Annotated in this window: 19 protein-coding genes and 1 tRNA gene; 13 read left to right on the top strand and 7 right to left on the bottom strand. The window is 72.4% G+C overall.

Annotated elements, in window-relative coordinates:
* The 6 genes from AB0M43_RS28340 (at position 1) to AB0M43_RS28315 (ending at position 8,859) form a co-directional block, all read left to right on the top strand.
* Positions 1-549 (top strand): TetR/AcrR family transcriptional regulator, encoded by a 549-nt coding sequence (locus tag AB0M43_RS28340; protein WP_363728822.1) that lies wholly within the window; start codon positions 1-3, stop codon positions 547-549.
* 13 nt (positions 550-562) lie between these two features.
* Positions 563-3,055: a Tex family protein gene (locus AB0M43_RS28335; RefSeq protein ID WP_363728821.1), complete on the top strand. Its 2,493-nt coding sequence runs from the start codon at positions 563-565 to the stop codon at positions 3,053-3,055.
* Between the two features lie 221 nt (positions 3,056-3,276).
* Positions 3,277-3,840 (top strand): histidine phosphatase family protein, encoded by a 564-nt coding sequence (locus AB0M43_RS28330; protein ID WP_363728820.1) that lies wholly within the window; start codon positions 3,277-3,279, stop codon positions 3,838-3,840.
* Positions 3,841-4,138: 298 nt separating this feature from the next.
* Positions 4,139-6,811: a pyruvate, phosphate dikinase gene (ppdK, locus tag AB0M43_RS28325; protein ID WP_363728819.1), complete on the top strand. Its 2,673-nt coding sequence runs from the start codon at positions 4,139-4,141 to the stop codon at positions 6,809-6,811.
* Between the two features lie 147 nt (positions 6,812-6,958).
* Positions 6,959-8,245, top strand: a complete 1,287-nt coding sequence (locus AB0M43_RS28320; RefSeq protein ID WP_363728964.1) for a deoxyguanosinetriphosphate triphosphohydrolase family protein — start codon at positions 6,959-6,961, stop codon at positions 8,243-8,245.
* Between the two features lie 62 nt (positions 8,246-8,307).
* Complete coding sequence (locus tag AB0M43_RS28315) at positions 8,308-8,859, top strand: Uma2 family endonuclease (RefSeq protein WP_363728818.1); 552 nt, start codon at positions 8,308-8,310, stop codon at positions 8,857-8,859.
* Positions 8,860-8,892: 33 nt separating this feature from the next.
* Here the strand turns inward: AB0M43_RS28315 and AB0M43_RS28310 are convergent, their stop codons facing one another.
* The gene (locus AB0M43_RS28310; protein WP_363728817.1) at positions 8,893-9,507 is read right to left on the bottom strand and encodes an ElyC/SanA/YdcF family protein; all 615 of its coding nucleotides are present in this window, start codon (positions 9,505-9,507) and stop codon (positions 8,893-8,895) included.
* A gap of 541 nt (positions 9,508-10,048) precedes the next feature.
* On the opposite strand from AB0M43_RS28310, the gene AB0M43_RS28305 reads away from it, so the two are divergent.
* From AB0M43_RS28305 to AB0M43_RS28295, 3 genes are all read left to right on the top strand, one after another.
* The gene (locus tag AB0M43_RS28305; protein ID WP_363728816.1) at positions 10,049-11,032 is read left to right on the top strand and encodes an NAD(P)/FAD-dependent oxidoreductase; all 984 of its coding nucleotides are present in this window, start codon (positions 10,049-10,051) and stop codon (positions 11,030-11,032) included.
* A gap of 63 nt (positions 11,033-11,095) precedes the next feature.
* Positions 11,096-13,915: a hypothetical protein gene (locus AB0M43_RS28300; protein ID WP_363728815.1), complete on the top strand. Its 2,820-nt coding sequence runs from the start codon at positions 11,096-11,098 to the stop codon at positions 13,913-13,915.
* 2 nt (positions 13,916-13,917) lie between these two features.
* Entirely contained in the window at positions 13,918-14,214 is a 297-nt protein-coding gene (locus AB0M43_RS28295) for a DUF4286 domain-containing protein (RefSeq protein WP_363728814.1), read from the top strand.
* On the opposite strand, the gene AB0M43_RS28290 is transcribed toward AB0M43_RS28295, so the two are convergent.
* Positions 14,198-14,509: a hypothetical protein gene (locus AB0M43_RS28290; protein ID WP_363728813.1), complete on the bottom strand. Its 312-nt coding sequence runs from the start codon at positions 14,507-14,509 to the stop codon at positions 14,198-14,200. The genes AB0M43_RS28295 and AB0M43_RS28290 overlap by 17 nt on opposite strands.
* Before the next feature lie 181 nt (positions 14,510-14,690).
* On the opposite strand from AB0M43_RS28290, the gene AB0M43_RS28285 reads away from it, so the two are divergent.
* Both AB0M43_RS28285 and AB0M43_RS28280 read left to right on the top strand, forming a co-directional pair.
* A tRNA-Asn gene (locus AB0M43_RS28285) sits at positions 14,691-14,763 on the top strand.
* Between the two features lie 220 nt (positions 14,764-14,983).
* Positions 14,984-15,217 (top strand): hypothetical protein, encoded by a 234-nt coding sequence (locus tag AB0M43_RS28280; protein WP_363728812.1) that lies wholly within the window; start codon positions 14,984-14,986, stop codon positions 15,215-15,217.
* A 92-nt stretch (positions 15,218-15,309) separates the two neighbouring features.
* On the opposite strand, the gene AB0M43_RS28275 is transcribed toward AB0M43_RS28280, so the two are convergent.
* The 3 genes from AB0M43_RS28275 to AB0M43_RS28265 are packed head-to-tail and all read right to left on the bottom strand — an operon-like array spanning position 15,310 to position 18,502.
* Complete coding sequence (locus tag AB0M43_RS28275) at positions 15,310-15,810, bottom strand: hypothetical protein (RefSeq protein WP_363728811.1); 501 nt, start codon at positions 15,808-15,810, stop codon at positions 15,310-15,312.
* On the bottom strand, positions 15,810-17,657 hold the full coding sequence (gene dnaG / locus AB0M43_RS28270) for a DNA primase (RefSeq protein ID WP_363728810.1): 1,848 nt from the start codon (positions 17,655-17,657) through the stop codon (positions 15,810-15,812). The genes AB0M43_RS28275 and dnaG overlap by 1 nt, the downstream gene beginning before the upstream one ends.
* Positions 17,658-17,704: 47 nt before the next feature.
* Positions 17,705-18,502, bottom strand: coding sequence for a metallophosphoesterase (locus tag AB0M43_RS28265; protein ID WP_363728809.1), 798 nt, complete (start codon positions 18,500-18,502; stop codon positions 17,705-17,707).
* 46 nt (positions 18,503-18,548) lie between these two features.
* Between AB0M43_RS28265 and AB0M43_RS28260 the strand changes: the two genes are divergently transcribed.
* Positions 18,549-19,217 (top strand): DedA family protein, encoded by a 669-nt coding sequence (locus tag AB0M43_RS28260; protein WP_363728808.1) that lies wholly within the window; start codon positions 18,549-18,551, stop codon positions 19,215-19,217.
* A 28-nt stretch (positions 19,218-19,245) separates the two neighbouring features.
* Here the strand turns inward: AB0M43_RS28260 and AB0M43_RS28255 are convergent, their stop codons facing one another.
* Together AB0M43_RS28255 and AB0M43_RS28250 are read right to left on the bottom strand one after the other, a co-directional pair.
* Complete coding sequence (locus tag AB0M43_RS28255; protein WP_363728807.1) at positions 19,246-19,617, bottom strand: hypothetical protein; 372 nt, start codon at positions 19,615-19,617, stop codon at positions 19,246-19,248.
* A gap of 138 nt (positions 19,618-19,755) precedes the next feature.
* Entirely contained in the window at positions 19,756-19,959 is a 204-nt protein-coding gene (locus tag AB0M43_RS28250; protein ID WP_197005269.1) for a cold-shock protein, read from the bottom strand.
* A 217-nt stretch (positions 19,960-20,176) separates the two neighbouring features.
* On the opposite strand from AB0M43_RS28250, the gene AB0M43_RS28245 reads away from it, so the two are divergent.
* Complete coding sequence (locus AB0M43_RS28245) at positions 20,177-21,694, top strand: carbonic anhydrase (protein WP_363728806.1); 1,518 nt, start codon at positions 20,177-20,179, stop codon at positions 21,692-21,694.
* The last annotated feature ends 10 nt before the right edge of the window (positions 21,695-21,704 follow it).

Below are 21,704 nucleotides of genomic sequence, written 5' to 3'. Positions count from 1 at the left end.
ATGCAACGGTTCCAGCCGCCCGACGTCCGCCGCCGGCAGATCCTCGACGCCGTCGCCGAACTCCTGCTCGCCGACGGCTACGACAACCTGACCGTCGCCCGGGTCGCCGACCGGGCCGGCGTGGCCAAGGGCACCGTCTACCTGTACTTCGACTCGAAGAACGCCCTGATCAGAGGGCTCCAGGCCGACCTGTGGCAGCTGATGCTGCACGACCCGCTGGCCGCCATGTCCGAGCGCGGCCTGACCTGGGCCGACCGGCTCGACCGGCTGGTGGCCGCCTGGATCGAGGCCGAGACCACGCACGCCGACCTGTACCACCTGCTGTTCCACCTGCACGGGGGCGGCGGCGACCCGATGACCGGTGCCCGCGACGTCCTCCAGGCGATCATCGAGGGCGGGGTCGCGGCCGGGGAGTTCGACGTCCCGGACCTCCAGGTGACCACCGACTTCCTGCTGCACGCCTACGTCGGGCCGTGCCATCATCCGCACATCGGGGACATCACCGGCGGGGTGCAGGTGCTGTTCCGCCGGGTTGTCGGTGCGACCTGAGAGAATGCGGACCGTGACGACCTCCATTCACCAGCGCATCGCCGACGAACTCGGTGTCCGCCAGGGCCAGGTCCAGACCGCCGTCGAGTTGCTGGACGGCGGTTCGACCGTGCCCTTCATCGCGCGGTACCGCAAGGAAGCCACCGGCATGCTCGACGACGCGCAACTGCGCACCCTCGAGGAACGCCTCCGCTATCTACGGGAACTCGAGGAACGGCGCGCCGCCGTCCTCGACTCGATCCGGTCCCAGGGCAAGCTCGACGACGCCCTCGAATCGCAGATCCTCGCCGCCGACTCCAAGGCGCGGCTGGAGGACATCTACCTGCCGTTCAAGCCGAAGCGCCGCACGAAGGCCCAGATCGCCCGCGAGGCCGGCCTGGAGCCCCTCGCCGACGGCCTGCTGGCCGACCCGACGGTGGATCCGCAGACGGCCGCCGCCGCGTTCACGGGGCCCGATCTGGACGTGGCCGGCGCGCTCGACGGTGCCCGCTCCATCCTCGTCGAGCGGTTCGCCGAGGACGCCGACCTGATCGGCGAGCTGCGCGAACGCATGTGGACCAAGGGCCGCGCCGTGTCCCGGGTCCGGGACGGCAAGGAGACCGAGGGCGCCAAGTTCGCCGACTACTTCGACTTCGCCGAGCCGCTCACGAAGCTGCCCTCGCACCGGATCCTCGCCCTGTTCCGGGGCGAGAAGGAGGAGTTCCTCGACTTCGTCCTGGAGCCGGAGCCCGAGCCCACCGGCGACTACGAGCGCACCATCGCCGTGAAGTTCGGCGTGTCCGACCAGGGCCGGCCCGGCGACAAGTGGCTGTCGGACACGGTCCGCTGGGCGTGGCGGACCAGGATCCTCGTGCACCTGGGCATCGACCTGCGGATGCGGCTGCGCCAGGCCGCCGAGGACGAGGCCGTCCGGGTGTTCGCCGCGAACCTGCGCGACCTGCTGCTCGCCGCCCCGGCCGGCACCCGGGCGACGATGGGCCTCGACCCGGGCCTGCGGACCGGCGTGAAGGTCGCCATCGTGGACGACACCGGCAAGGTGGTCGCCCACGACACGATCTACCCGCACGAGCCGAAGCGGCAGTGGGACCAGGCGCTGGGCGTGCTGTCCCGGCTCGCGTCGGCGTACAACGTGGAGCTGATCGCGATCGGCAACGGCACCGCGTCCCGGGAGACCGACAAGCTCGCCGGGGATCTGATCGCCGCGCACCCGGGGTTGAACCTGACCAAGGTCGTGGTGTCGGAGGCCGGCGCGTCGGTGTACTCCGCCTCCGCGTTCGCCTCCGCCGAGCTGCCCGACCTGGACGTGTCGATCCGGGGCGCGGTGTCCATCGCGCGCCGGCTCCAGGACCCGCTCGCCGAGCTCGTGAAGATCGACCCGAAGTCGATCGGCGTCGGGCAGTACCAGCACGACCTGGCCGAGGCCAAGCTGTCGCGTTCCCTGGACGCGGTCGTCGAGGACTGCGTGAACGCGGTCGGTGTGGACGTCAACACGGCCTCCGCGCCGCTGCTGACCCGGGTGTCGGGGATCAGCGCCGGCCTCGCCGAGAACATCGTCGGGCACCGCGACGCCAACGGGCCGTTCCGGTCCCGCAGGGCGCTCAAGGACGTGGCCCGGCTCGGCCCCAAGGCGTTCGAACAGTGTGCCGGCTTCCTGCGCATCCCGGGCGGCGACGACCCGCTGGACTCCTCCAGCGTGCACCCGGAGGCGTACCCGGTGGTCCGCCGGATCATGGCCGCCACCACCGGCGACATCGCGACCCTGATCGGCAACGGGGCGGCCCTGCGCACCGTGAAGGCCACGGACTTCGTGGACGACACGTTCGGCCTGCCCACGGTCACCGACATCCTCGCCGAGCTGGAGAAGCCCGGCCGGGACCCGCGCCCGGCGTTCCGGACGGCCACCTTCAAGGACGGCGTCGAGAAGCTGTCCGACCTGGAACCGGGCATGCTCCTCGAAGGGGTCGTGACGAACGTGGCCGCCTTCGGGGCGTTCGTGGACGTCGGCGTGCACCAGGACGGGCTCGTGCACATCTCGGCCATGTCGCAGACGTTCATCAAGGACCCGCGCGACGTGGTCAAGCCCGGGGACATCGTCCGGGTCAAGGTGCTCGAGGTGGACATCCCGCGCAAGCGGATCTCGCTGACGCTGCGCCTGGAGGACGAGATCTCGACGGGTACGCCGGGGGAGCGGCGCGGCCAGGGTGCCGGCGGTCCCGGTGGGCAGCGCGGGGCCGGTGGCGGCGGTGGCCGGCCCGGTTCCGGTGGGCGGCCGGGCGGCGGCGCGGGTGCCGGCGGCTCGGGCGGCCAGGGCGGCTCGGGCGGTGACCGTCAGGGTTCCGGCGGACGCCAGGGCGGTGCCGGCGGCCAGGGCGGCGCGCGGCAGGGCTCCGGTGGCCAGGGCGGCGGCGCTGGCCGTCAGGGTGGTCAGCCCCGGCAGCAGCGCCGCGAGGAGCCGGCGAACAGCGCGATGGCCGAGGCGCTGCGGCGCGCGGGCCTGACGAAGTAGTCGCGCGGGCCTGACGACAGCAGCGAAGACACCGGCGGGGCGGCGGGGGGCGAGACCTCCACCGCCCCGCCGCACTCGTCGCGGGCTCACGGGCCCGATCGGCGGGCCCCGCTCCTCCAGGCCCGCACGCGTCCGCGGAGCCCGCGTCGCGCTAGCCGGTGCGGCGGGCCCGGCGGGGCAAACCGATTGCGACGGTTGCGGGGGTCCGGAAGCATTCGGGGATGTTGACGACACTCGCCGGGCTCACCCTGGAACTCGTCCCGCACTGCGCCTCCGTCCCCCGGACCGGCTGGACCGGCAGCCACGACCCGCGCCCACTGTCCGCCGACGGCCACCGGCAGGCCCGGGACCTCGTCGCGGCGCTCGGCACCGGGATCGCGGCGGTCTACTCCAGCCCGGCCCTCCGCTGCCGCCAGACGGTCGAACCGCTGGCCACGGCGGCGGGGCTGGCGGTCACGGACATGGCCGAGTGGGCGGAGGCGGACGACTTCCGCGAACCCGAGGCTTGGACGAAGGGCGTCTTCGCGGGCATCGCCGGGGCGGTCGGCGGCGCGTGGTCCGCCGGGCGCGGGCTGCGGGCCGCGCTGGCGATCGGGGCGCGGCACCCCGGGGCGCGGGTCGTGGCGTCCTCGCACGGCGACGTCATCCCGGTCCTGGTGGCGACCCTGTGCGCGGTGTACGGCGCGCCGGTGCCGGTGGTGCCCGACCGGGGCGGCTGGTACACGCTCGGTTTCGGGGACGGCTCGTTGACGATCACCACCCACGGCGAGGTGTACTCCGGGTAGCGGCTGCGGGGTCTCCCGTACCCGGATGAAGGGTTTTCGGGTCGGGACCCCCGGATCGCGGGATGCTGTAGGGGATGCGGCCCTGGGATCGTCGGTTTGGCGAGGTCACGCGCCGGGTATTCAGTGAGCACATCATGCGCGGAATCGCGCACTGAAGGGCCTCGGCGAGCTCATCTGAACACGGAGATGAACCGCCTATGTGCCGAGTGTCACCAAAGGGTGCCACGACCCCGAGGGTAACCGCTAGCCTGCGCGCATCGGGGCACGACGGTTTGCCCATCCGCTCTGGAGGCCTGCTGTGACGAAGTTTGTCTACGACTTTGCCGAGGGCAATCGTGACCTCAAGGATCTGCTGGGCGGCAAGGGCGCCAACCTCGCCGAGATGACCAACATCGGCCTGCCGGTCCCGCCCGGGTTCACGATCACCACCGAGGCGTGCCAGGAGTACCTGGCCAACGGGAGCGAGCCGGCGAGCCTCCAGCAGGAGATCGACGAGCACCTCGCCGCGCTGGAGACCCAGATGGGCAAGAAGCTCGGCGACGCGGCCGACCCGCTGCTGGTGTCGGTGCGGTCCGGGGCGAAGTTCTCCATGCCCGGCATGATGGACACGGTGCTCAACATCGGGCTGACCGACGAGTCCGTGATCGGGCTGGGCGACAACCGGTTCGCGTGGGATTCCTACCGCCGGCTGATCCAGATGTTCGGCAAGACCGTCTGCGGCGTACCGGGCGAGGACTTCGAGCACGCCCTGGAGGAGCTCAAGCGGGTCCGGAGCACCGAGAACGACCTCGACCTCGACGCCGCCGACCTGAAGAAGCTGGTCGGCACGTTCAAGGACATCTTCCGCGAGCACACCAAGCAGGACTTCCCGCAGGACCCGCGCCAGCAGCTCGCCGACGCCATCCACGCCGTGTTCGACTCGTGGAACTCCGACCGTGCGGTCCTCTACCGCCGCCAGGAGCGGATCCCGGCCGACCTGGGCACCGCCGTCAACATCTGTTCCATGGTGTTCGGCAACCTCGGCTCGGACTCCGGCACCGGCGTGGCGTTCACCCGCGACCCGGGCTCCGGCGTGCGCGGCGTGTACGGCGACTACCTGGTCAACGCGCAGGGCGAGGACGTCGTCGCCGGCATCCGCAACACGGTTCCGCTGCAGGACCTCCAGCAGATCGACAAGAACAGCTACGACCAGCTGATGGACATCATGACCACGCTGGAGAACCACTACCGCGACCTGTGCGACATCGAGTTCACCATCGAGCGCGGCAAGCTGTGGATGCTGCAGACCCGGGTCGGCAAGCGCACCGCCGCAGCCGCCTTCGTGATCGCCACCCAGCTCGTCGACGAGGGCATGATCGACCTGGACGAGGCGTTGCAGCGGGTCACCGGCGCGCAGCTCGCGATGCTGATGTTCCCCCGGTTCGACGGCTCGACCAACGCGCCCCGGCTCGGCAAGGGCATGAACGCGTCCCCGGGCGCGGCGGTCGGCAAGGCCGTCTTCGACTCGTACACGGCCGTCAAGTGGTCGCGGTCCGGGGAGAAGGTGATCCTGGTCCGCCGGGAGACCAACCCCGACGACCTGAACGGCATGATCGCGGCCGAGGGCATCCTCACCTCCCGGGGCGGCAAGACCTCGCACGCGGCCGTCGTCGCCCGGGGCATGGGCAAGACCTGCGTCTGCGGGGCCGAGGAGCTCGACGTCGACACCAAGCGCCGCCGGCTCGTCGCGCCCAACGGCGTGGTCATCGAGGAGGGCGACGTCATCTCCATCGACGGCTCCTCCGGCGTCGTCTACCAGGGCTCGGTGCCGGTGGTCCCGTCCCCGGTCGTCGAGTACTTCGAGGGCAACGTCGACCTGTCCGACGACCTGGTCCGCGCCGTCGACCGGATCATGACCCACGCCGACGCGGCCCGCCGGCTCGGCGTCCGGTCCAACGCCGACACCCCCGAGGACGCCGAGCGGGCCCGCCGGTTCGGCGCGCAGGGCATCGGGCTGTGCCGCACCGAGCACATGTTCCTCGGCGAGCGCCGCCAGCACGTCGAGCGCCTGATCCTCGCCGACGGCGACACCGAACGCTCCGAGGCCCTCGAGACCCTGCTGCCGTTGCAGCGCGACGACTTCGTCGGCATCTTCGCCGCCATGGACGGCCTGCCCGTCACCGTCCGGCTGCTCGACCCGCCGCTGCACGAGTTCCTGCCCGACATCACCGAGCTCTCGGTCCGGGTCGCGCTCGCCGAGTCCCGGGGCGAGAAGCACGAGAACGACCTGCGCCTCCTCCAGGCCGTGCACAAGCTGCACGAGCAGAACCCGATGCTCGGCCTGCGCGGCGTGCGCCTCGGCCTCGTCATCCCCGGCCTGTTCACCATGCAGGTCCGGGCCATCGCCGAGGCGGCCGCCGACCGGATCCGCAACGGCGGCGACCCCCGGGTCGAGATCATGATCCCGCTCGTCGGGGCCGTCCAGGAACTCGAAGCGGTCCGCACCGACGCCGAGCGGGTGCTGCGCGAGGTCGCCGAGGAGACCGGCATCGTCGTCGACGCCCTGATCGGCACCATGATCGAACTGCCGCGCGCCGCGCTCACCGCCGGCCAGATCGCCGAGGCCGCCCAGTTCTTCTCCTTCGGCACCAACGACCTGACCCAGACCGTGTGGGGCTTCTCGCGGGACGACGTGGAGGCGGCCTTCTTCTCCGCGTACCTGGAGAAGGGGATCTTCGGGGTGTCGCCCTTCGAGACCCTCGACCGCGACGGCGTCGGCCGCCTGATCAAGATCGCCGTGCAGGAGGGCCGCGCGGCCCGGCCAGGGCTCAAGCTGGGCGTCTGCGGCGAGCACGGCGGCGACCCGGACTCGGTGCACTTCTTCCACGAGGTCGGCCTCGACTACGTGTCGTGTTCGCCGTTCCGGGTGCCGGTGGCCCGGCTGGAGGCCGGCCGGGCGGCGACCGAGTCGACCGGCAGCGACTCGCGCTGACGACGGTGGGCGGGGGCTCCGGCCGCGAGGTCCGGGCTCCCGCACCGCGTTCAGGGGGCCTCGGCCACCCGGCCGGAGCGTCTCCGAACACCCGTGACGGCGGTCCCGGCCGGAAGGCGGGGGCCCCGGGCCTCCCCGGCAAGTAGGCTGGGGAAGGTGGATGACGAGCGCTTCGTAGCCGAACCCCCCAAGGACACCTCCGTCGAGCGCAGCCCCTACGCGCGGGACCGGGCGCGGGTGCTGCACTCCGCGGCCTTCCGCCGGCTCGCCGCCAAGACCCAGGTGCACACCGCCGGCGACGGCGACTTCCCCCGCACCCGGCTGACCCACTCCCTCGAGGTCGCCCAGATCGGCCGCGAGATGGGCGAACGGCTCGGCTGCGACCCGGACGTCGTGGACACCGCGTGCCTCGCGCACGACCTCGGCCACCCGCCGTTCGGGCACAACGGGGAGGACGCGCTGCACGCCGTGGCCAGCGGCTGCGGGGGCTTCGAGGGCAACGCCCAGACCCTGCGCGTCGTCGCCCGGCTGGAGGCGAAGGTCCCCGGCGCGGGCCTCAACCTGACCCGGGCCACGCTGGACGCGATCTGCAAGTACCCGTGGCCGCGCAGACCCGGAAACCGCAAATTCGGGGTGTACGCCGACGACGCCGCCGTCTTCGAGTGGGTCCGGGCGGGGCTGGACGGGTCCGGTGCCGCAGGGCTCGCCGCGACAGCCGCAGGCCCTGCCCACCCTGGGGAACAGGCCGGGCCGCACGCGGCTGTCGCGGACCGCCGCAGCCTCGAAGCCCAGGTGATGGACTGGTCCGACGACGTCGCCTACTCGGTACACGACGTCGAGGACGGCATCCACGGCGGCTTCATCCTCCTCGGCGCCCTCGCCGACCCCGACGAGCGCGCCGCCCTCTGCCTGGACGTCGCCGACGCGTACTCCGACGAGCACCCCTCCTACCTGCGCCCCGTCCTCGACGAACTCCTCGCCGACCCGGTGCTCGTCCCGCTCGCCCGCTACGACGGCAGCCACGGCGCGCAGGAGACCCTCAAGCGGGCCACGAGCGTCCTGACCGGCCGGTTCGTGGCCACGGCGGTGTCGGCGACCCGGGAGGAGTTCGGCGACAAGCCCCTGTCCCGGTACGCGGCGGACCTCGTCGTCCCGCGCCACACCCGGGCCCAGTGCGCGCTCCTCAAGGGCCTCGCCCTCCGCTACGTGATGCGCCGCCCCGAGGCCGCCCCCGGCTACGCCCGCCAGCGCGACCTCCTCGCGGAACTCGTGCACGCCCTGACGGTCCGCTCCCCGGACGCCCTCGACCCGGTGTTCGCGCCCCTGTGGCGGGCGGCCCCGGACGACGCGTCCCGGCTGCGGGTCGTGATCGACCAGGTGGCGAGCCTGACGGACCCGGGCGCGGTCGTCTGGCACCGCCGACTCGTCGGCTGATGATCTGACACCCCAAAGCACGTTTGTGGTAGCAGTAGGATCGATCGGGAGAGGGGTGTGTGATGGCTCAGCCTGCATTCGACTGGCAACTTCCCTACGCCTGGACGGAGGCGGATGTCGCTGCCCTGCCCGACGACGGTCATCGTTACGAGATCTTCGACGGGAGCCTGGTTGTGACCCCTCCGGCCAAGGAAGACCATCAGGCCATCATGGGAAACCTCTATTTCCTCCTGCGGCAGGCGGCACCCGAAGGGGTGAGGATCCGCACCGATCTCGGGCTGCGGCTCGGAGGCGCCAACCTGGTCCCCGATGTCGTCGTGCTGAAATCGGAGGGCGTCAGAGGTCAGGAGTGGTCTCCGGCTGCCGACGCGCTGCTGGTCGTCGAGATCGCCTCCCGATCCACCGAGATGAACGACCGTGGCAGCAAGCCCCTCTACTACGCAGAGGCCCGCATCCCCGTCTACTGGCGGATCGCCCGCGACGGTTCCCTGCACGTTTACGAACTTCTCGACGGACCGGAGTACACGGTGACCACGGTCGTCCAGCCGGGTGAGAAGTGGACGACGGACTACCCGTTCCCCGTGACTCTCGACCCGGCCGAACTCGCCGACTGACCGGAGCAGGCGGCCGGCGTCGACCCGTGGTGGTCAGCCGGTGCCGGCGGGGCGGGCCGACCACAGGTCGTAGAGGGCCTTGTGGCACGCGGCGAAGTCCCGGACCCGGTTCTTCACCATCGTGCTCGTCCTGCAGTTGTCGCACCGGGCGTTGACGCCGTCCGCGTCCAGTCCGAGCCGTCGGCACAGGGCCACCGCGCGGACCAGGTGGAAGTTCTGGCTGACCAGCAGGATCCGGTGCAGGCCGTAGACGTCGCGGGCGCGCAGGCACGTGTCGTAGCTGTCCAGGCCCAGGCCGTCGGAGACGATGTGCTCCTTCGGGACGCCCAGGGAGGTCAGGTACCCGCCCATCGCGCCCACCTCGTCGCCCGACGTGCCGCGCGCGTCGCCGGAGACGAGGACGGTGCCGACCTTGCCGGCGCGGTACAGCTCGGCGGCCACGTCCAGCCTGCCCGCCAGGAACGGCTTCGGCCGCTCGCCGCCCGAGGCCAGTTCGGCGCCGAACACGATGGCCACCGGCGCGGACGGCGCGTCAGCTACGGCGAACCGGTGGCCCGACGACTCCGCCCTGGCCCACACGGAGGGCAGGGCGGCCAGTACCGCGAGCACGATGGCCACCCACAGGACAGCCCGGATTCCTCGACGCATCCGCGAATCCTGCCAGGCGCCCGCCGATCCCGGTAACCCGAGAAGAACTCACGCATCCGGGTACCGGACGGGTCGGCACGCCGGGCCGGCCCGGTTCGCGAACCGCTGGCACAGCCGAGCGGTTCCATCGCGGGTCGAGACCCGCTCCGGTGGCCCGACGTCGACCGCCGCGACACGGGCGCCGAGGATCCGGGTGGGTGGCTCGACGTCAACCGCCAGGCCGCGGATACGAACGACTCGGATGGGTTGCCCGATGTCGACCGCCAAGCTGCGGATGCGAAGGACCCGGGTGGGTTGCCTGACGTTGACCGCCGGGCTGCGGGTGCGAAGGACCCGGGTGGGTTGCCTGACGTTGACCGCCGGGCTGCGGGTGCGAAGGGTCCGGGTGGGTGGCTCGACGTCGACCGTCAGGCGGACGTGAAGGATCCGGGCGGGCTGGCCGAGGTGGAAGCAGGGCCGGGGTGCGGTGGTGCGGGGTGGGTCCGGGCGTAGGGTTCCGCCGGTCCCGGGTACCCGATACCGTGGGGTTGAGGTGATGCTCATGGCCAGCACCGGTCGGATCGACGCCGACATCGCGATCGTGGGGGCGGGGCCCGCGGGCCTGTTCGCCGCCTACTACGCCGGATTCCGGGGGCTCAGCACGGCGCTGATCGACGCGCTGCCGGAGCCGGGCGGCCAGATCACCGCGATGTACCCCGAAAAGATGATCTTCGATGTCGCCGGTTTTCCCGCGATCCGGGGCCGCGACCTCGTCACCGGGCTGGTCGAGCAGGCCGCCACGTTCTCTCCGCGCTACCTGCTCGGCACGCAGGCCGACAAGCTGTCCTACGTCGAGGAACGCCCAGTTCTGACCCTCGACGACGGCACCGACGTGCACTGTGGAGCCGTCCTGATCACCGGCGGGATCGGCAGCTTCAGCCCCCGGCACCTGCCCGCCGCCGACGCGTTCACCGGCTCCGGCATCGTCTACTTCGTGCCGCACCTCGACGACCACGCCGGCCAGCACGTCCTCATCGTCGGCGGTGGCGATTCGGCCTTCGACTGGGCCCACGCACTCGTTCCGATCGCCGCGTCCGTGACCCTCGTGCACCGCCGCGAGGCGTTCCGCGCGCACGCCGCGACCGTCGCCAGGGTCCGCGAACTCGGGGTGCGGATCGTCGTCAACGCCCAGGTGACCGAGCTGCTCGGCGCCGACCGGGTCGAGGGCGCCGTCATCGCGGCCAAGGGGACGGAGCCCGAGACGGTCCCCGCCGACGTACTCGTCGCGGCTCTGGGTTTCGTCGCCGACCTCGGACCGCTCGCCGAATGGGGGCTCCGGCTCGACCGCCGGCACGTCTGGGTCGACTCGACCATGGCCACGAACCTGCCGAGGGTGTTCGCGGCGGGCGACATCACCGAGTACCCGGGAAAGGTCCGGCTCATCGCCACCGGCTTCGGCGAGGCCGCCACGGCCGTCAACAACGCGGCGGTGGCCATCGATCCGGCCGCGCACCTGTTCCCCGGGCACTCCTCCGACGTCGGGTGAGCGTTTTGTCCGTCTTGAAGCACGCCGATGAGTGAGGAGGGCCGAGCGGATAGACTCCGCCGTGTGCAGCCTTGGACACCGTCGCCCGACGAACAGCCGCGCGATCCGTGGGAGGAACCCCCTCCCGGCGGACGTCGCCGCGAGCCGGACGACTATGACCAGCCGACCGGCTTCCTGCGCCTCCCGGAGCCGGTGACGGGCTCCGCTGCCGTGCCCGGGGAGTACCCGCAGCCGGTCTATCCGACGCCCGCCGCCTACCCGGAGCCCGCCGGCAACGTCTACGGCAAGGCCGCGCCCCAGGGCGAATACCCCGAGCCGAAGGTGTACGGCCAGCCCGCCCCCACCGGCACCTACCCGCAGCCCGCAGCCCCCGGCGGCTACCCCGAGCCCTCCGCCCCCGGCAGCTACCCCGAGCCGGCCACCTCCGGCGGTTACGCCACCCCAGTTGTTCCCGGCGGCTACGCCGAGCCCGCGCCGACGGGCAGCTACCCGCCGCCCGCCGGCCCCGGCAGCTACCCGGCGCCCTCCGCACCCGGCGCTTACCCCGAGCCGGCCACCTCCGGTGGGTACCCCGCGCCGGTTGTCCCCGGCGGCTACGCCGAGCCCGCTCCCACCGGCACCTACCCGCAGCCCGCCGCCCAGGCGAGCTATCCGGAGCCCGGGACCTACGCGCAGCCCTCGGTGCCTGGCGGCTACCCCACACCCACGACCCCAGACGGGTACGCCGAGCCCGCGCCGACCCCGGCCCCCGCCGGCTACGCCACCCCGACTGTCCCCGGCGGCTATCCGACGCCCACGGTCTACGGCCAGCCGGCGGCCCCCGCGCCGACGGGCAGCTACCCGCCCCCGACCGCCCCGGCACCCTCCGGCAGCTACCCCCAGCCTGCGCCCCCGACCGGCGGCTACCCGCCCCCGGCCACCCCCGGCAGCTACCCCGAGCCCGCAGCCCCGGCCAGCTACCCCGAGCCCGTGACCCCGGCCGGCTACCCCGAACCCACGGCGCCCGGTGTCTACGCGGCCCGCGCCGAGCAGGACGGCTACCCGGAGCCCGGCGTCTACGGCCAGCCGGCGGCCCGCCCCACCACCCCCGGAGCCGAGGAGCCGGCAGGTTACGGCGCCCCCTCGGGAACCTCCGGGGCATGGGCGCAGCAGGAGCCGGCGGTCCACGGCCAGCCGGCCGAACGTTCCCCTTCCGGCGGCTACGCGCAGCCCTCGACCACCGGCGCCTACGCGCAGCCCTCGGCCCCCGGCGGCTACCCGGAACCAGCGGCTCCCGGCGGCTACCCGGAACCGACGGCCCCCGGCGGCTACCCGCAACCGACGGCCCCCGGCGGCTACCCGCAACCGGCACCCCCGGCCGAGTACCCGGCACCCGCCGCGCCCGGCGCCTACGCCCAGCCCGCGCCCCCGGCCGCCTACCCGGAGCCGGCGACCAACGTCTACGGCCAGCCCACACCCCAGGCGCAGCCCGCCACCTACGGCCAGCCCGCCGCGCCCGGCTACCCCGACCAGGCGGCCGCCCGCCCGACCCGCCCGGACCAGGGCGGCTACCCGGAGCCCGCAGCCCCCGGCGCCTACGCCGACCCCGCGCCCCAGGCCACCTACCCGGAGCCGACGCCGCCCGGCCGCGCCCAGCCCGCCGCCCCCACGGTCTACGGCCAGCCCACCCCCCAGGTCTACCCCGACGAGACCTACCCCGACCAGGCCTACCCGCCGGCCCAGGCCCAGCAGGCCTACCCGCCCAACCCGGACGAGCCCGGCAACTACGCCTCGGGCCCCGACCACCCCGACCCGGCGCAGCGCCCGGACGCCCCCAGAAACGCCGACCACCCCAGAAGCCCCGACCAGCCGAGAAGCCCCGACCAGGCGACCCCCGGCGTCTACGGCCGCGCCGTGGCCGAGTCCTCCGCGAGCGGCGGCTTCCCCCAGGTCCCGGCGGCGTACCCGGAACCGGACCCCCGGGTCTACGGCCGCGCGGCCGAACCCGACGCCCCCCAGCCGCACTACGACGAGCAGACCTGGGCCAGCGCGTCCCTAGGCCTGCCGGCCAGCGAGCAGGTTCGGATCCCGCCGCCGCCCCGCCGTCGCCGCCGCCGCGAGTGGGACGACGAGCAGGCGTGGCAGGAGCCGGTCCGCCAGGATCCGTGGGCCGAGCAGCGCCGGCACGACGAGTGGCTGGACGTCCCGCACGGCGGCCGGCGCTACGACGAGCCGCGGGCCCGTCGGGGGCAGCAGATCCCGCCGCCCGGACCGGTGCCGGAGTACGACAGCGCGGAGCAGCCCCAGGTCGACGACGCGCCCCGGGGACGCCGGGCGGACGAGCGTTCCGAGCGGGCCACGTGGCGGCAGGAGACCGATGTCGCCCCGCCCCGGTCGGCGAAGGCGAAGAAGATCCTGCTCGGCGCGGGACTGTGCGTCCTGCTGCTGGTCGCGGGCCTGGGCTACTGGTTCTACGGGCCGCAGGGCAACGGCGTCGAGGAGGACTCCTACATCCCCGGGGTGACCGTGCCCGGCGTGATGACCAGGGTCAAGGCCGAGGGATTCACCTGCCTGGCCCCCGGCGCGACGGTCGCCCGGTGCACGAAGCCCATCAACGGGGTCGAGTTCAGCGTGACGTTGCAGTTCCTGGACGAGAACCGGGTCACCGCGATCATGGCGAACGGCGGCACGGGTACCCAGAGCCAGGTCGCCGTCACCGACAAGGAGCTCAAGCCGCTGTTCGCGATGGCGGCGCAGCTCCCGTTCGCCCAGCCCTCGAAGGAGGCCGGGGCGTGGGTGGACACGAACGTGAAGAAGGACGCCAAGGCCACCTTCGGCGGCGTCGTCTACGAGACGGCCAACGGACAGGACATCCTCAACATGTACACGAAGAAGCCGGTCTGACGATGCTGGTCTACGCGGTGCGCACCGAGTTCTCCGACGGGTCCGAGCGCGACGACTACCTCGACTGGCTCCGTGGCGGGCACGTCGCCGCCGTGGTCGCGGGCGGCGCGCTGACCGGCGAGGTCACGATCCTCGACGACGGGTCGGTGGAGTCCCGGTACACGTTCGCCTCCCGCGAGGCGTTCGCCGACTACGAGGCCGGTCCGGCCGTGGCGTTGCGCGCCGACGGCGCCGGCCGGTTCCCGGGCGCCCGGTTCGCGCGCACCGTGGGGGAACGCATCCTCAGCGCTGAGCTCTGACGATCTCGGCGTAGCGCTTCTCCACCGCGTCGGTGAACCAGCCCGGGAGCAGCCCGGTCTCGCGGAGCGCCACGCGTTCGGCGGGAGTGAGGTCGCGGGCGACGTCGTCCACGGCGAGGCCGTAGTCCTGCATCTTCTCGCTGCGCCGATCGGTGTGCGCGGTGTCGTCGTCGCCCGCGAACTGGATCCGGCTGAGGAAGCCCATGATGCCGGTCCGGCGGCTCTTCTGGGCGCAGTGGTCGCGCATGGCCAGCCAGGCGAGGCGCTCGTCGGTCAGGCGGTGGGTCTCGGTCACGAAGGGGGACTGTAGTGGATCTCCGCCGCCGAGGGTGCCTCGGTCCTGCGGGCATGCGAGGGGTACCTGGGCGGTGGCCCCGGAAACCGGCGACGCGCCGTCCCGTTCGACACCCCGGGTACCGACTTGCGCGGGCACCGGGGGCGTCATGTAATCTAATCCAGCACGACGGCAAGACCGATCCCGCGTAGCTCAATTGGCAGAGCATTCGGCTGTTAACCGGAGGGTTATAGGTTCGAGTCCTATCGCGGGAGCAAGACCAGGCGCTGACCGATCTTCGGTCAGCGCCTGAATTGTCTTACCCGCCGCCCGCCGCCCGCCGCCCGCCACGCGCCGCCCTCCACCCGGCCCGGCCCTGGCCACGCCTCCGAAGGCTCCCAGCACGACCGCTGTCGCCCTTCCGACCGGATTCCGGCCGGCACGCCGGTTGGCAACCGCGCCCACGGGGTATCTGGTTTCCGGCAGGATGGGGTGATGAGCATGGGCTGGAAGATAGCTTTCTTCGGCGGAATCGCCGTCGGGTACGTGATGGGCGCGAAGGCCGGCCGGCAGCGCTACGAGCAGATCGCCCGACTGGGGCGCAAGGTCCGGCAGAGTCCGACCCTGCAGGAGGCGGCCGGCGTGGTCCAGGAGCAGGCCGGCAAGCTGGCACACAACGGACGGCAGCGCGTGGTGCGCGCCTTACACCGCGTGGACGCCCAGGCCTGACCGTAGGCGCGTGGACGCCAGGCCTGACCGTAGGCCGGCCGCCGTCGGCATCCCGGAGTGGCCGGCACACGGGCCCGGGCGCCAGCGCGGGATCAGTTCTCCTGTTGGGCGCGGTGCACGAGTTCGAGGGTGGCCGCCTGGACACCCTCGTCCATCGGGTCCACCCCGTGGTCGTACCGGACCGCCCAGCGCAGGCCGTCCATGCCCGGCACCCGGCGGGCCAGCACCCGCACGCCGCCCGGTTCGCCGGGCAGCAGGTGGTGGCTGGTGTACGCGACGGACCGGGTCACCCGTTCCTGCACGTGCCGGGGGAGTTGCCCGGGTTCGGAGAGTTCGAACCGCACCGGCTCGTCCTCGACGACCAGCCCGATCTCGTCGAGGCTCGCCGGGCCGGGGGTCACGGTCAGCACCTCGCCGGACCAGGTGGCCTTGCTGACCTCGTGCCAGCCGAGCCGCTGCTCGCGGGTCAGCCACAGCCCGAGGTTCGTGGCGACGAGGTGTCCGTCCGGAGTGGTGGCCCAGGCGACCACGCGTTCCCCTGGCGCCAGCGCGGGCGTGGACCCGGCGGGCAGTTTCGGCTTGCGGAAGAACATCACAGCCCTCCGACGGCTTGTTCGCGCAGCCCCCGGGCCTGCTGTTCGAGGGCGAACAGCTCGGCGGCCAGGCGCAGGTACTCGTCCTTGCTCTCCACCGGGTTCAGCCGCTGGAGCCCGCCCTTGAGTTCGGCGAGCCGGCGGTCGACGGTGGGCAGCTGGAGCTGGGCGAGCACGATGTTGACATACCGGCCGTCGGGTTCGGCGTCGTAGCGGGTCGGCTCGACGGCCAGCTCGGAGACCAGCGCCTTCGCGGCCAGGTCGTCGGAGGCGTCGCGGACCAGCTCGATCCAGCTGGGGCCGGCCGTGGCCGAGGAGACCCCGCCGACGGCCATGATGGCCTGGCGCAGTTCGATGTGCGGGGCGTAGGTGTAGGGCGTCGCGTCCACCGAGTCGAACATCGGGCCGGCGATGACGGGTACCTGCAACGCCAGCTTCAGGGCCTCGCGCTCCACGAGCCGCTGCGGTTCGCTGGTGACCACGGGGGTCCGGCGCGGCGGGGCCTGGGCCGGGCCGCGGGTGTTGGACTGCACGGCGCGCAGCACGGGTTCGATCTCCATGCCGAGGTCCCCGGCGAGCTTGCGCGCGTACTCCGGACGAAGCTCTCTGTCCTTGATCTGCGCGACCAGGGGAGCGGCCTCCTTGAGCGCGCCGACCCGCCCGTCGGGGGTGGTCAGGTCGTAGCGGCCCAGAACGGTGCGCAGCGCGAACGTGATCAGCGGCTCGCGCCGGGCGACCAGGTCCCGCACGGCCGCGTCGCCCCGGGCCAGCCGCAGCTCGCAGGGGTCCATCCCGTCGGGCCCGACCGCGATGTACGTCTGGGACGCGAACTTCTGGTCGTCGGCGAACGCCCGCAGCGCCGCCTTCTGGCCGGCCGCGTCCCCGTCGAAGGTGAAGATGATCTCGCCGTTGGTGTTCATGTCGTGCAGCAGCCGGCGGAGCACGTTGATGTGGTCCCCGCCGAACGCGGTGCCGCAGGTCGCCACGGCCGTGGGCACGCCGGCCAGGTGGCAGGCCATCACGTCGGTGTAGCCCTCGACGATCACGGCCCGGCCCTGCTTGGCGATCTCCTTCTTGGCGTGCTCGATGCCGTAGAGCACGTGCGACTTCTTGTACAGCGGGGTCTCGGGGGTGTTCAGGTACTTCGGGCCGTCGTCGTCCTCGTACAGCTTGCGGGCGCCGAAGCCGATCACGTCGCCGGCCAGGTCCTTGATCGGCCACAGCAGCCGGCGGCGGAACCGGTCGATCAGGCTGCCCGACCGGGCCTCCTTGGCGAGCCCGGCGAGGATCAGCTCCTGGCTGGTGTAGCCCTTCTGCCGCAGGTGCCGCGACAGGGTGTCCCAGCCCTCGGGGGCGAACCCGCAGCCGTAGTCCTGGGCGGCCTCGCGGCTGAAGTTGCGCTGGGCCAGGAACTCCCGGGCCGCCCGGGCCCCGCCGGCGCCGAGCTGGCCGGCGTAGAAGTCGGCGGCGTCGTGGTGGGCGGCGAGCAGGCGCTGCTTCTGGCCGGGCTGCTGGCGGGGCGCCCCGGTGCCGTGGCCGGTGTCGACGTAGTGCAGCTGGATGCCGGCCTTGAGGGCGAGCCGCTCGATGGACTCGACGAACGTGAGGTGCTCGATCTGCTGGACGAACGAGATCGCGTCCCCACCCGCGCCGCACCCGAAACAGTAGAAGACATTACGAGCCGAGCTGACGTTGAACGATGCGGACTTCTCATCGTGGAACGGGCAGAGGCCCTTCAGGTTGCCGCCACCGGCCGATTTCAGGGTGACGTGCTCGGAGATGACGTCGGCGATCGACGTCCTCTCTCTGACCAGTGCGATGTCCTCGTCCCGGATCTTGCCCGCCACAGAACCTCCCACGCCGCCAACAGCCCGCACCTACAGTACGGCGTCGGTCAGACGAGCCTCACGAGTGGCGAGGGGCCGCCCTGACACAGGCCGGTGTCGACGTTGAGGGCCTTGCCCGCGCAGTACGGATACGGGACGGGGGAGTCCTCCGGGGCGATGTTCAGCTGGTCGGGGATGGGGCTGTGGCCGTGCACGACGCGGACGCCCCCCAGCTCCGCCAGGAGGGTGTCGGCGTTGCTCTCGCCGTCGTCGCCGCGGAACGCGAACCGGGTGGTCAGCCGCCGCCAGATGTCCCACCAGGCGTGCGGGTCGTCGCCGGCCAGCACGCCCTGGACCGTGGAGTTGATCTCGTCGATCGAGGTGCCGTAGGCCAGGTAGGCCATGGTGTCGGAGTGCACGAGGAGCTGGTCGTCCACGAGCGCGGCCAGCGGGCGCTCCAGGAGCCAGCCGAGGTGCTTGTCGCCGACGCCGTGCAGGTCCTCGATCTGGCCGCCGTTGCGCAGCCAGCTCCGGGCGAAGGACGCCGAGCCGGTGGAGAGGGCGATCTCCGTCTCGCCCCAGCGGTGCATGCCGAGGAGCAGGATCTCGTGGTTGCCGAGCAGGCACTCGACGCTCTCGGGGGCCTGCTCGGTGAGGCCCATCACCAGCTCGAGGACGCCCAGGCCGTCGGGGCCCCGGTCGACCAGGTCGCCCAGGAAGCACACGTCGGCGTTGGCGCCGGCCCACCGGCCGGTCGCGTCGGTCAGGCCGGCAGAGTGCAGGGCCTCCACGAGTTCGGTACGGTGTCCGTGCACGTCGCCGACCACGTACAGCGGCGCTCTCGGCGCTGCGGTCTGCTCGGTCACGTACTGAGACTAGAGGACGCTGTCACGGCCCGGGGGGTTGACCAAGGTGCACTTCGTCGAGGGACTGCTGGACGGACTGCCGCCGATGGTGGTGTACCTGATCGTCGGGGCCATCATCGGCGTGGAGAGCATGGGCATTCCGCTGCCGGGCGAGGTGGTGCTGGTCAGCGCCTCGCTGATGGCCAGTACCCACATCGTCAGCCCGTTGGGGGTGGCGATCGCGGCGAGTCTGGGCGCGATCGTCGGCGACACGATCGGGTACACGATCGGTCGGCGGGGCGGGCGTCCGCTGCTGGAGCGGCTGGGGCGGCGGTTCCCGAAGCACCTGGGCCCGAAGCACCTCGCGAAGGCCGAGGAGACGTTCGACAGGTGGGGCGTGTGGGCCGTGTTCTTCGGCCGGTTCATCGCGCTGCTCCGGATCCTGGCCGGGCCGCTGGCGGGGGCCCTGCGGGTGCCGTACCCGCGGTTCCTGGTCGCCAACGCGGCCGGCGGCATCCTGTGGGCCAGCGGCACGACGTACGCGATCTACTACGTGGGCCGGGCCGCCGAGAAGTGGCTGAAGGGTTTCTCGTGGGTGGCGCTCGTCGTCGCGGTGCTGTTCGGGCTGGGCACGACGTTCTACATCAAGCGCAAGATCGCGAAGTCGGCGGCGGCGATCGAGGAGGCCGAGCGGGCCGAACCCGCGGAACCGGCCGAGACGGGTACCGGGCGCTGACGGTTCACGCCCGGGACGCCGGTGACCGCTAGAGGATGTCCTCCCCCTGCGGCATGGCCAGCAGATCCTCCTCGGACGTGGTCTCCAGCTTGTTGCGGTCCAGCCCGAGCCGGTCGTACAGCTCGTCCCCGGCGATGTGGTACCGGGTGCCCTCCACGACCAGGAAGCTCTCGTCCTTGGACTCGTGCCGGGCCAGCTTCACGTCGTAGAGGTCCGGCCCGATCAGGGGCTCGATCTCGGCGAAGGACACGTGCCCGACCCCGGTCCGCTTGTCCACGTATAGGGCCTCGACCTCGGCGCCGGCCGGGCGGTACCGCCCGTCGTGGGTGAACCAGACCCAGCCCTCGAACTGCACGGGGGCGTCGTCGGCGGTGACGCGGTGACCGGTGGGACCAGGCATCGGAGGTTCCCTTCGTACGGCAGGCCGGTACGGCTCCAGCCTAGGTACGCGGGCGGGCTCCGGAGGGGGGAATGCCAACACGGGCCCGGTCCGCGCTGACGCGCGGGCCGGGCCCGTGGGAATGGGCTATTTTGTTGGTTACAGCGGACGAACCTGGTCGGCCTGCGGGCCCTTCTGGCCCGTGGTGACCTCGAACTCGACCCGCTGGTTCTCCTCCAACGAACGGTAGCCGTTCGTCTGGATCGCTGAGAAGTGGACGAACAGGTCAGCACCGCCGCCGTCCGGCGTGATGAACCCGTAGCCCTTTTCGGCGTTGAACCACTTCACGACACCCTGCGCCATGCGTTCTCCCTGGCAACGTAGCTAGCACCGGCCCACACCTCGTGGGCTAGCCGGGTTGCGACGAACGTCCCGCTCGGGAAAGCCGATCGCCCGCCTGTCACAAACTTCGCGGGCGTAACGAGCACGTGCCGTAGAGCTATGACTGCAACCTTGGAAATCACCCTAACAGCTCAGGCGGGCGGTGACACCCCCTGCGAATGCGTAACAATGTGTAGCTATGGACACACGAAGCGTTGTAACGCGCCTCGAATTGCCCCTTGCTGTCGTCATTCTCGCGGCGGGACTGAGTGCCCAACACGGCTGGGTGGTGGCGGGCGCGGTGGTCGTGCTCGCGGCCGGTATCCGACTCGTCCTGGGCGCCAGCCGGCTCGGGCACCGGGCGCTCGCGCTGTCCCCGGCCGTCGTGCACGGCACCCTCGCCGGCGCCGCCCTGACCGTCATCCTCGACCAACTGCACAGCCTGCTCGGCCTGCCCACCGTCTTCCAGCTCTGGCCCACCCCGCACGTCGGCCTGAGCCACACCCTGGTCGTCGGGGCCGTCGCCGTCCTCGCCGGCCTGTTCGGCGGGCTGCGCGGGCTCCGGCTGATCGACGTCGCGCACCTGCGTTCCCTGTGGCGGCACCACGAGATCGTCACGTACCTCGCCACCGCCGTCGGGGTGGTCGTCGGCGGCCTGGTCGCGGGCGTGACCCTCGGCCTGCTGGCGGCCATGTGCGTCGCCGTCTACCGGCTCACGCACTGCACCGTGCTCGTCGAGCCCTGCCCCGAGACCGGCTGGCGGGTCACCGTCCGGGGCACGCTCGTCTTCCTCGGCGTCGGCCGGCTGCTCCGCGAACTGCGCGACGTGCCGCCCGGCTCGGCCGTCACCCTCGAACTGCACGTCGACCTCCTCGACCACGCCGCGTTCGAGGCGCTGCGCCGGTGGCGGACCGAACACGAGGCCGGCGGTGGGCGGGTGACGGTCGAGGAGGTGCACGACAGCTGGTACCAGCGGGCCGGCGCGCGCCATCCCCGGCTCCGCAAGACCCTGCCGACGGGGGCCGGGCGGCTGTTCGCCCCGTGGGCCGCGTGGCAGCAGAGCGCGTCGTGCGCCACGGGAGCGTCCCGGGATCCGATCACCGCCGGGGTGCGCGAGTTCGAGCGGCGCGGGGCGGAGCTGGTCCGGCCGTACCTGGAGGACCTCGCCGGGGTGCAGCGGCCCGGGCAGTTCTTCATCACGTGCGCGGATTCCCGGGTGGTACCCAACGTGATCACGTCCAGCGGGCCCGGGGACCTGTTCTGCGTGCGCAACGTCGGGAACCTCGTACCCAGAAGCGGGTTGGATCTGTCGATCGGGGCGGCCGTGGAGTTCGCCGTCGCCGGGCTCGGGGTGTCCACGATCGTGGTGTGCGGGCACTCCGACTGCGGCGCGATGAAGGCCACGCTCAGCGGGAAGCGGATCGAGGGCCAGCTGGGCTCGTGGCTGCGGCACGTCGAGCCGAGCGTCCGGCTGTTCCGGGAGACCCGGGCGTGGCCGGAGTCGGCGACGACCAAGGGGCACGAGTGGCTGGGCCGGATGAACGTGCTCCAGCAGCTCACCCACCTGCGCACCTACCCCGCGGTCGCCGAGGCGGTCGCCGCCGGCCGGCTCCGGCTCCTCGGGCTGTACTTCGACATCGGGTCCGCCCGGGTGTCCCGGGTCGACCCCGACACCGGCGAACTGCTGCCCCTGGAACGGCTCGTCCGGGCCGCCTGACCTGGTTCCC

The organism is Longispora sp. NPDC051575, from assembly GCF_040681875.1.
In the GTDB taxonomy this organism is placed as follows: domain Bacteria; phylum Actinomycetota; class Actinomycetes; order Mycobacteriales; family Micromonosporaceae; genus Longispora.
This window is presented reverse-complemented; position numbering and strand designations above follow the sequence as displayed.

Bases quoted from the DNA above. Each gene is read 5' to 3' on its own strand.
- AB0M43_RS28340 (WP_363728822.1), top strand. From the start codon at position 1: ATGCAACGGTTCCAGCCGCCCGACGTCCGCCGCCGGCAGATCCTCGAC.
- AB0M43_RS28330 (WP_363728820.1), top strand. From the start codon at position 3,277: ATGTTGACGACACTCGCCGGGCTCACCCTGGAACTCGTCCCGCACTGC.
- AB0M43_RS28315 (WP_363728818.1), top strand. From the start codon at position 8,308: ATGGCTCAGCCTGCATTCGACTGGCAACTTCCCTACGCCTGGACGGAG.
- AB0M43_RS28310 (WP_363728817.1), bottom strand. From the start codon at position 9,507: ATGCGTCGAGGAATCCGGGCTGTCCTGTGGGTGGCCATCGTGCTCGCG.
- AB0M43_RS28305 (WP_363728816.1), top strand. From the start codon at position 10,049: ATGGCCAGCACCGGTCGGATCGACGCCGACATCGCGATCGTGGGGGCG.
- AB0M43_RS28295 (WP_363728814.1), top strand. From the start codon at position 13,918: ATGCTGGTCTACGCGGTGCGCACCGAGTTCTCCGACGGGTCCGAGCGC.
- AB0M43_RS28280 (WP_363728812.1), top strand. From the start codon at position 14,984: ATGAGCATGGGCTGGAAGATAGCTTTCTTCGGCGGAATCGCCGTCGGG.
- AB0M43_RS28275 (WP_363728811.1), bottom strand. From the start codon at position 15,810: ATGTTCTTCCGCAAGCCGAAACTGCCCGCCGGGTCCACGCCCGCGCTG.
- AB0M43_RS28255 (WP_363728807.1), bottom strand. From the start codon at position 19,617: ATGCCTGGTCCCACCGGTCACCGCGTCACCGCCGACGACGCCCCCGTG.
- AB0M43_RS28250 (WP_197005269.1), bottom strand. From the start codon at position 19,959: ATGGCGCAGGGTGTCGTGAAGTGGTTCAACGCCGAAAAGGGCTACGGG.
- AB0M43_RS28245 (WP_363728806.1), top strand. From the start codon at position 20,177: ATGGACACACGAAGCGTTGTAACGCGCCTCGAATTGCCCCTTGCTGTC.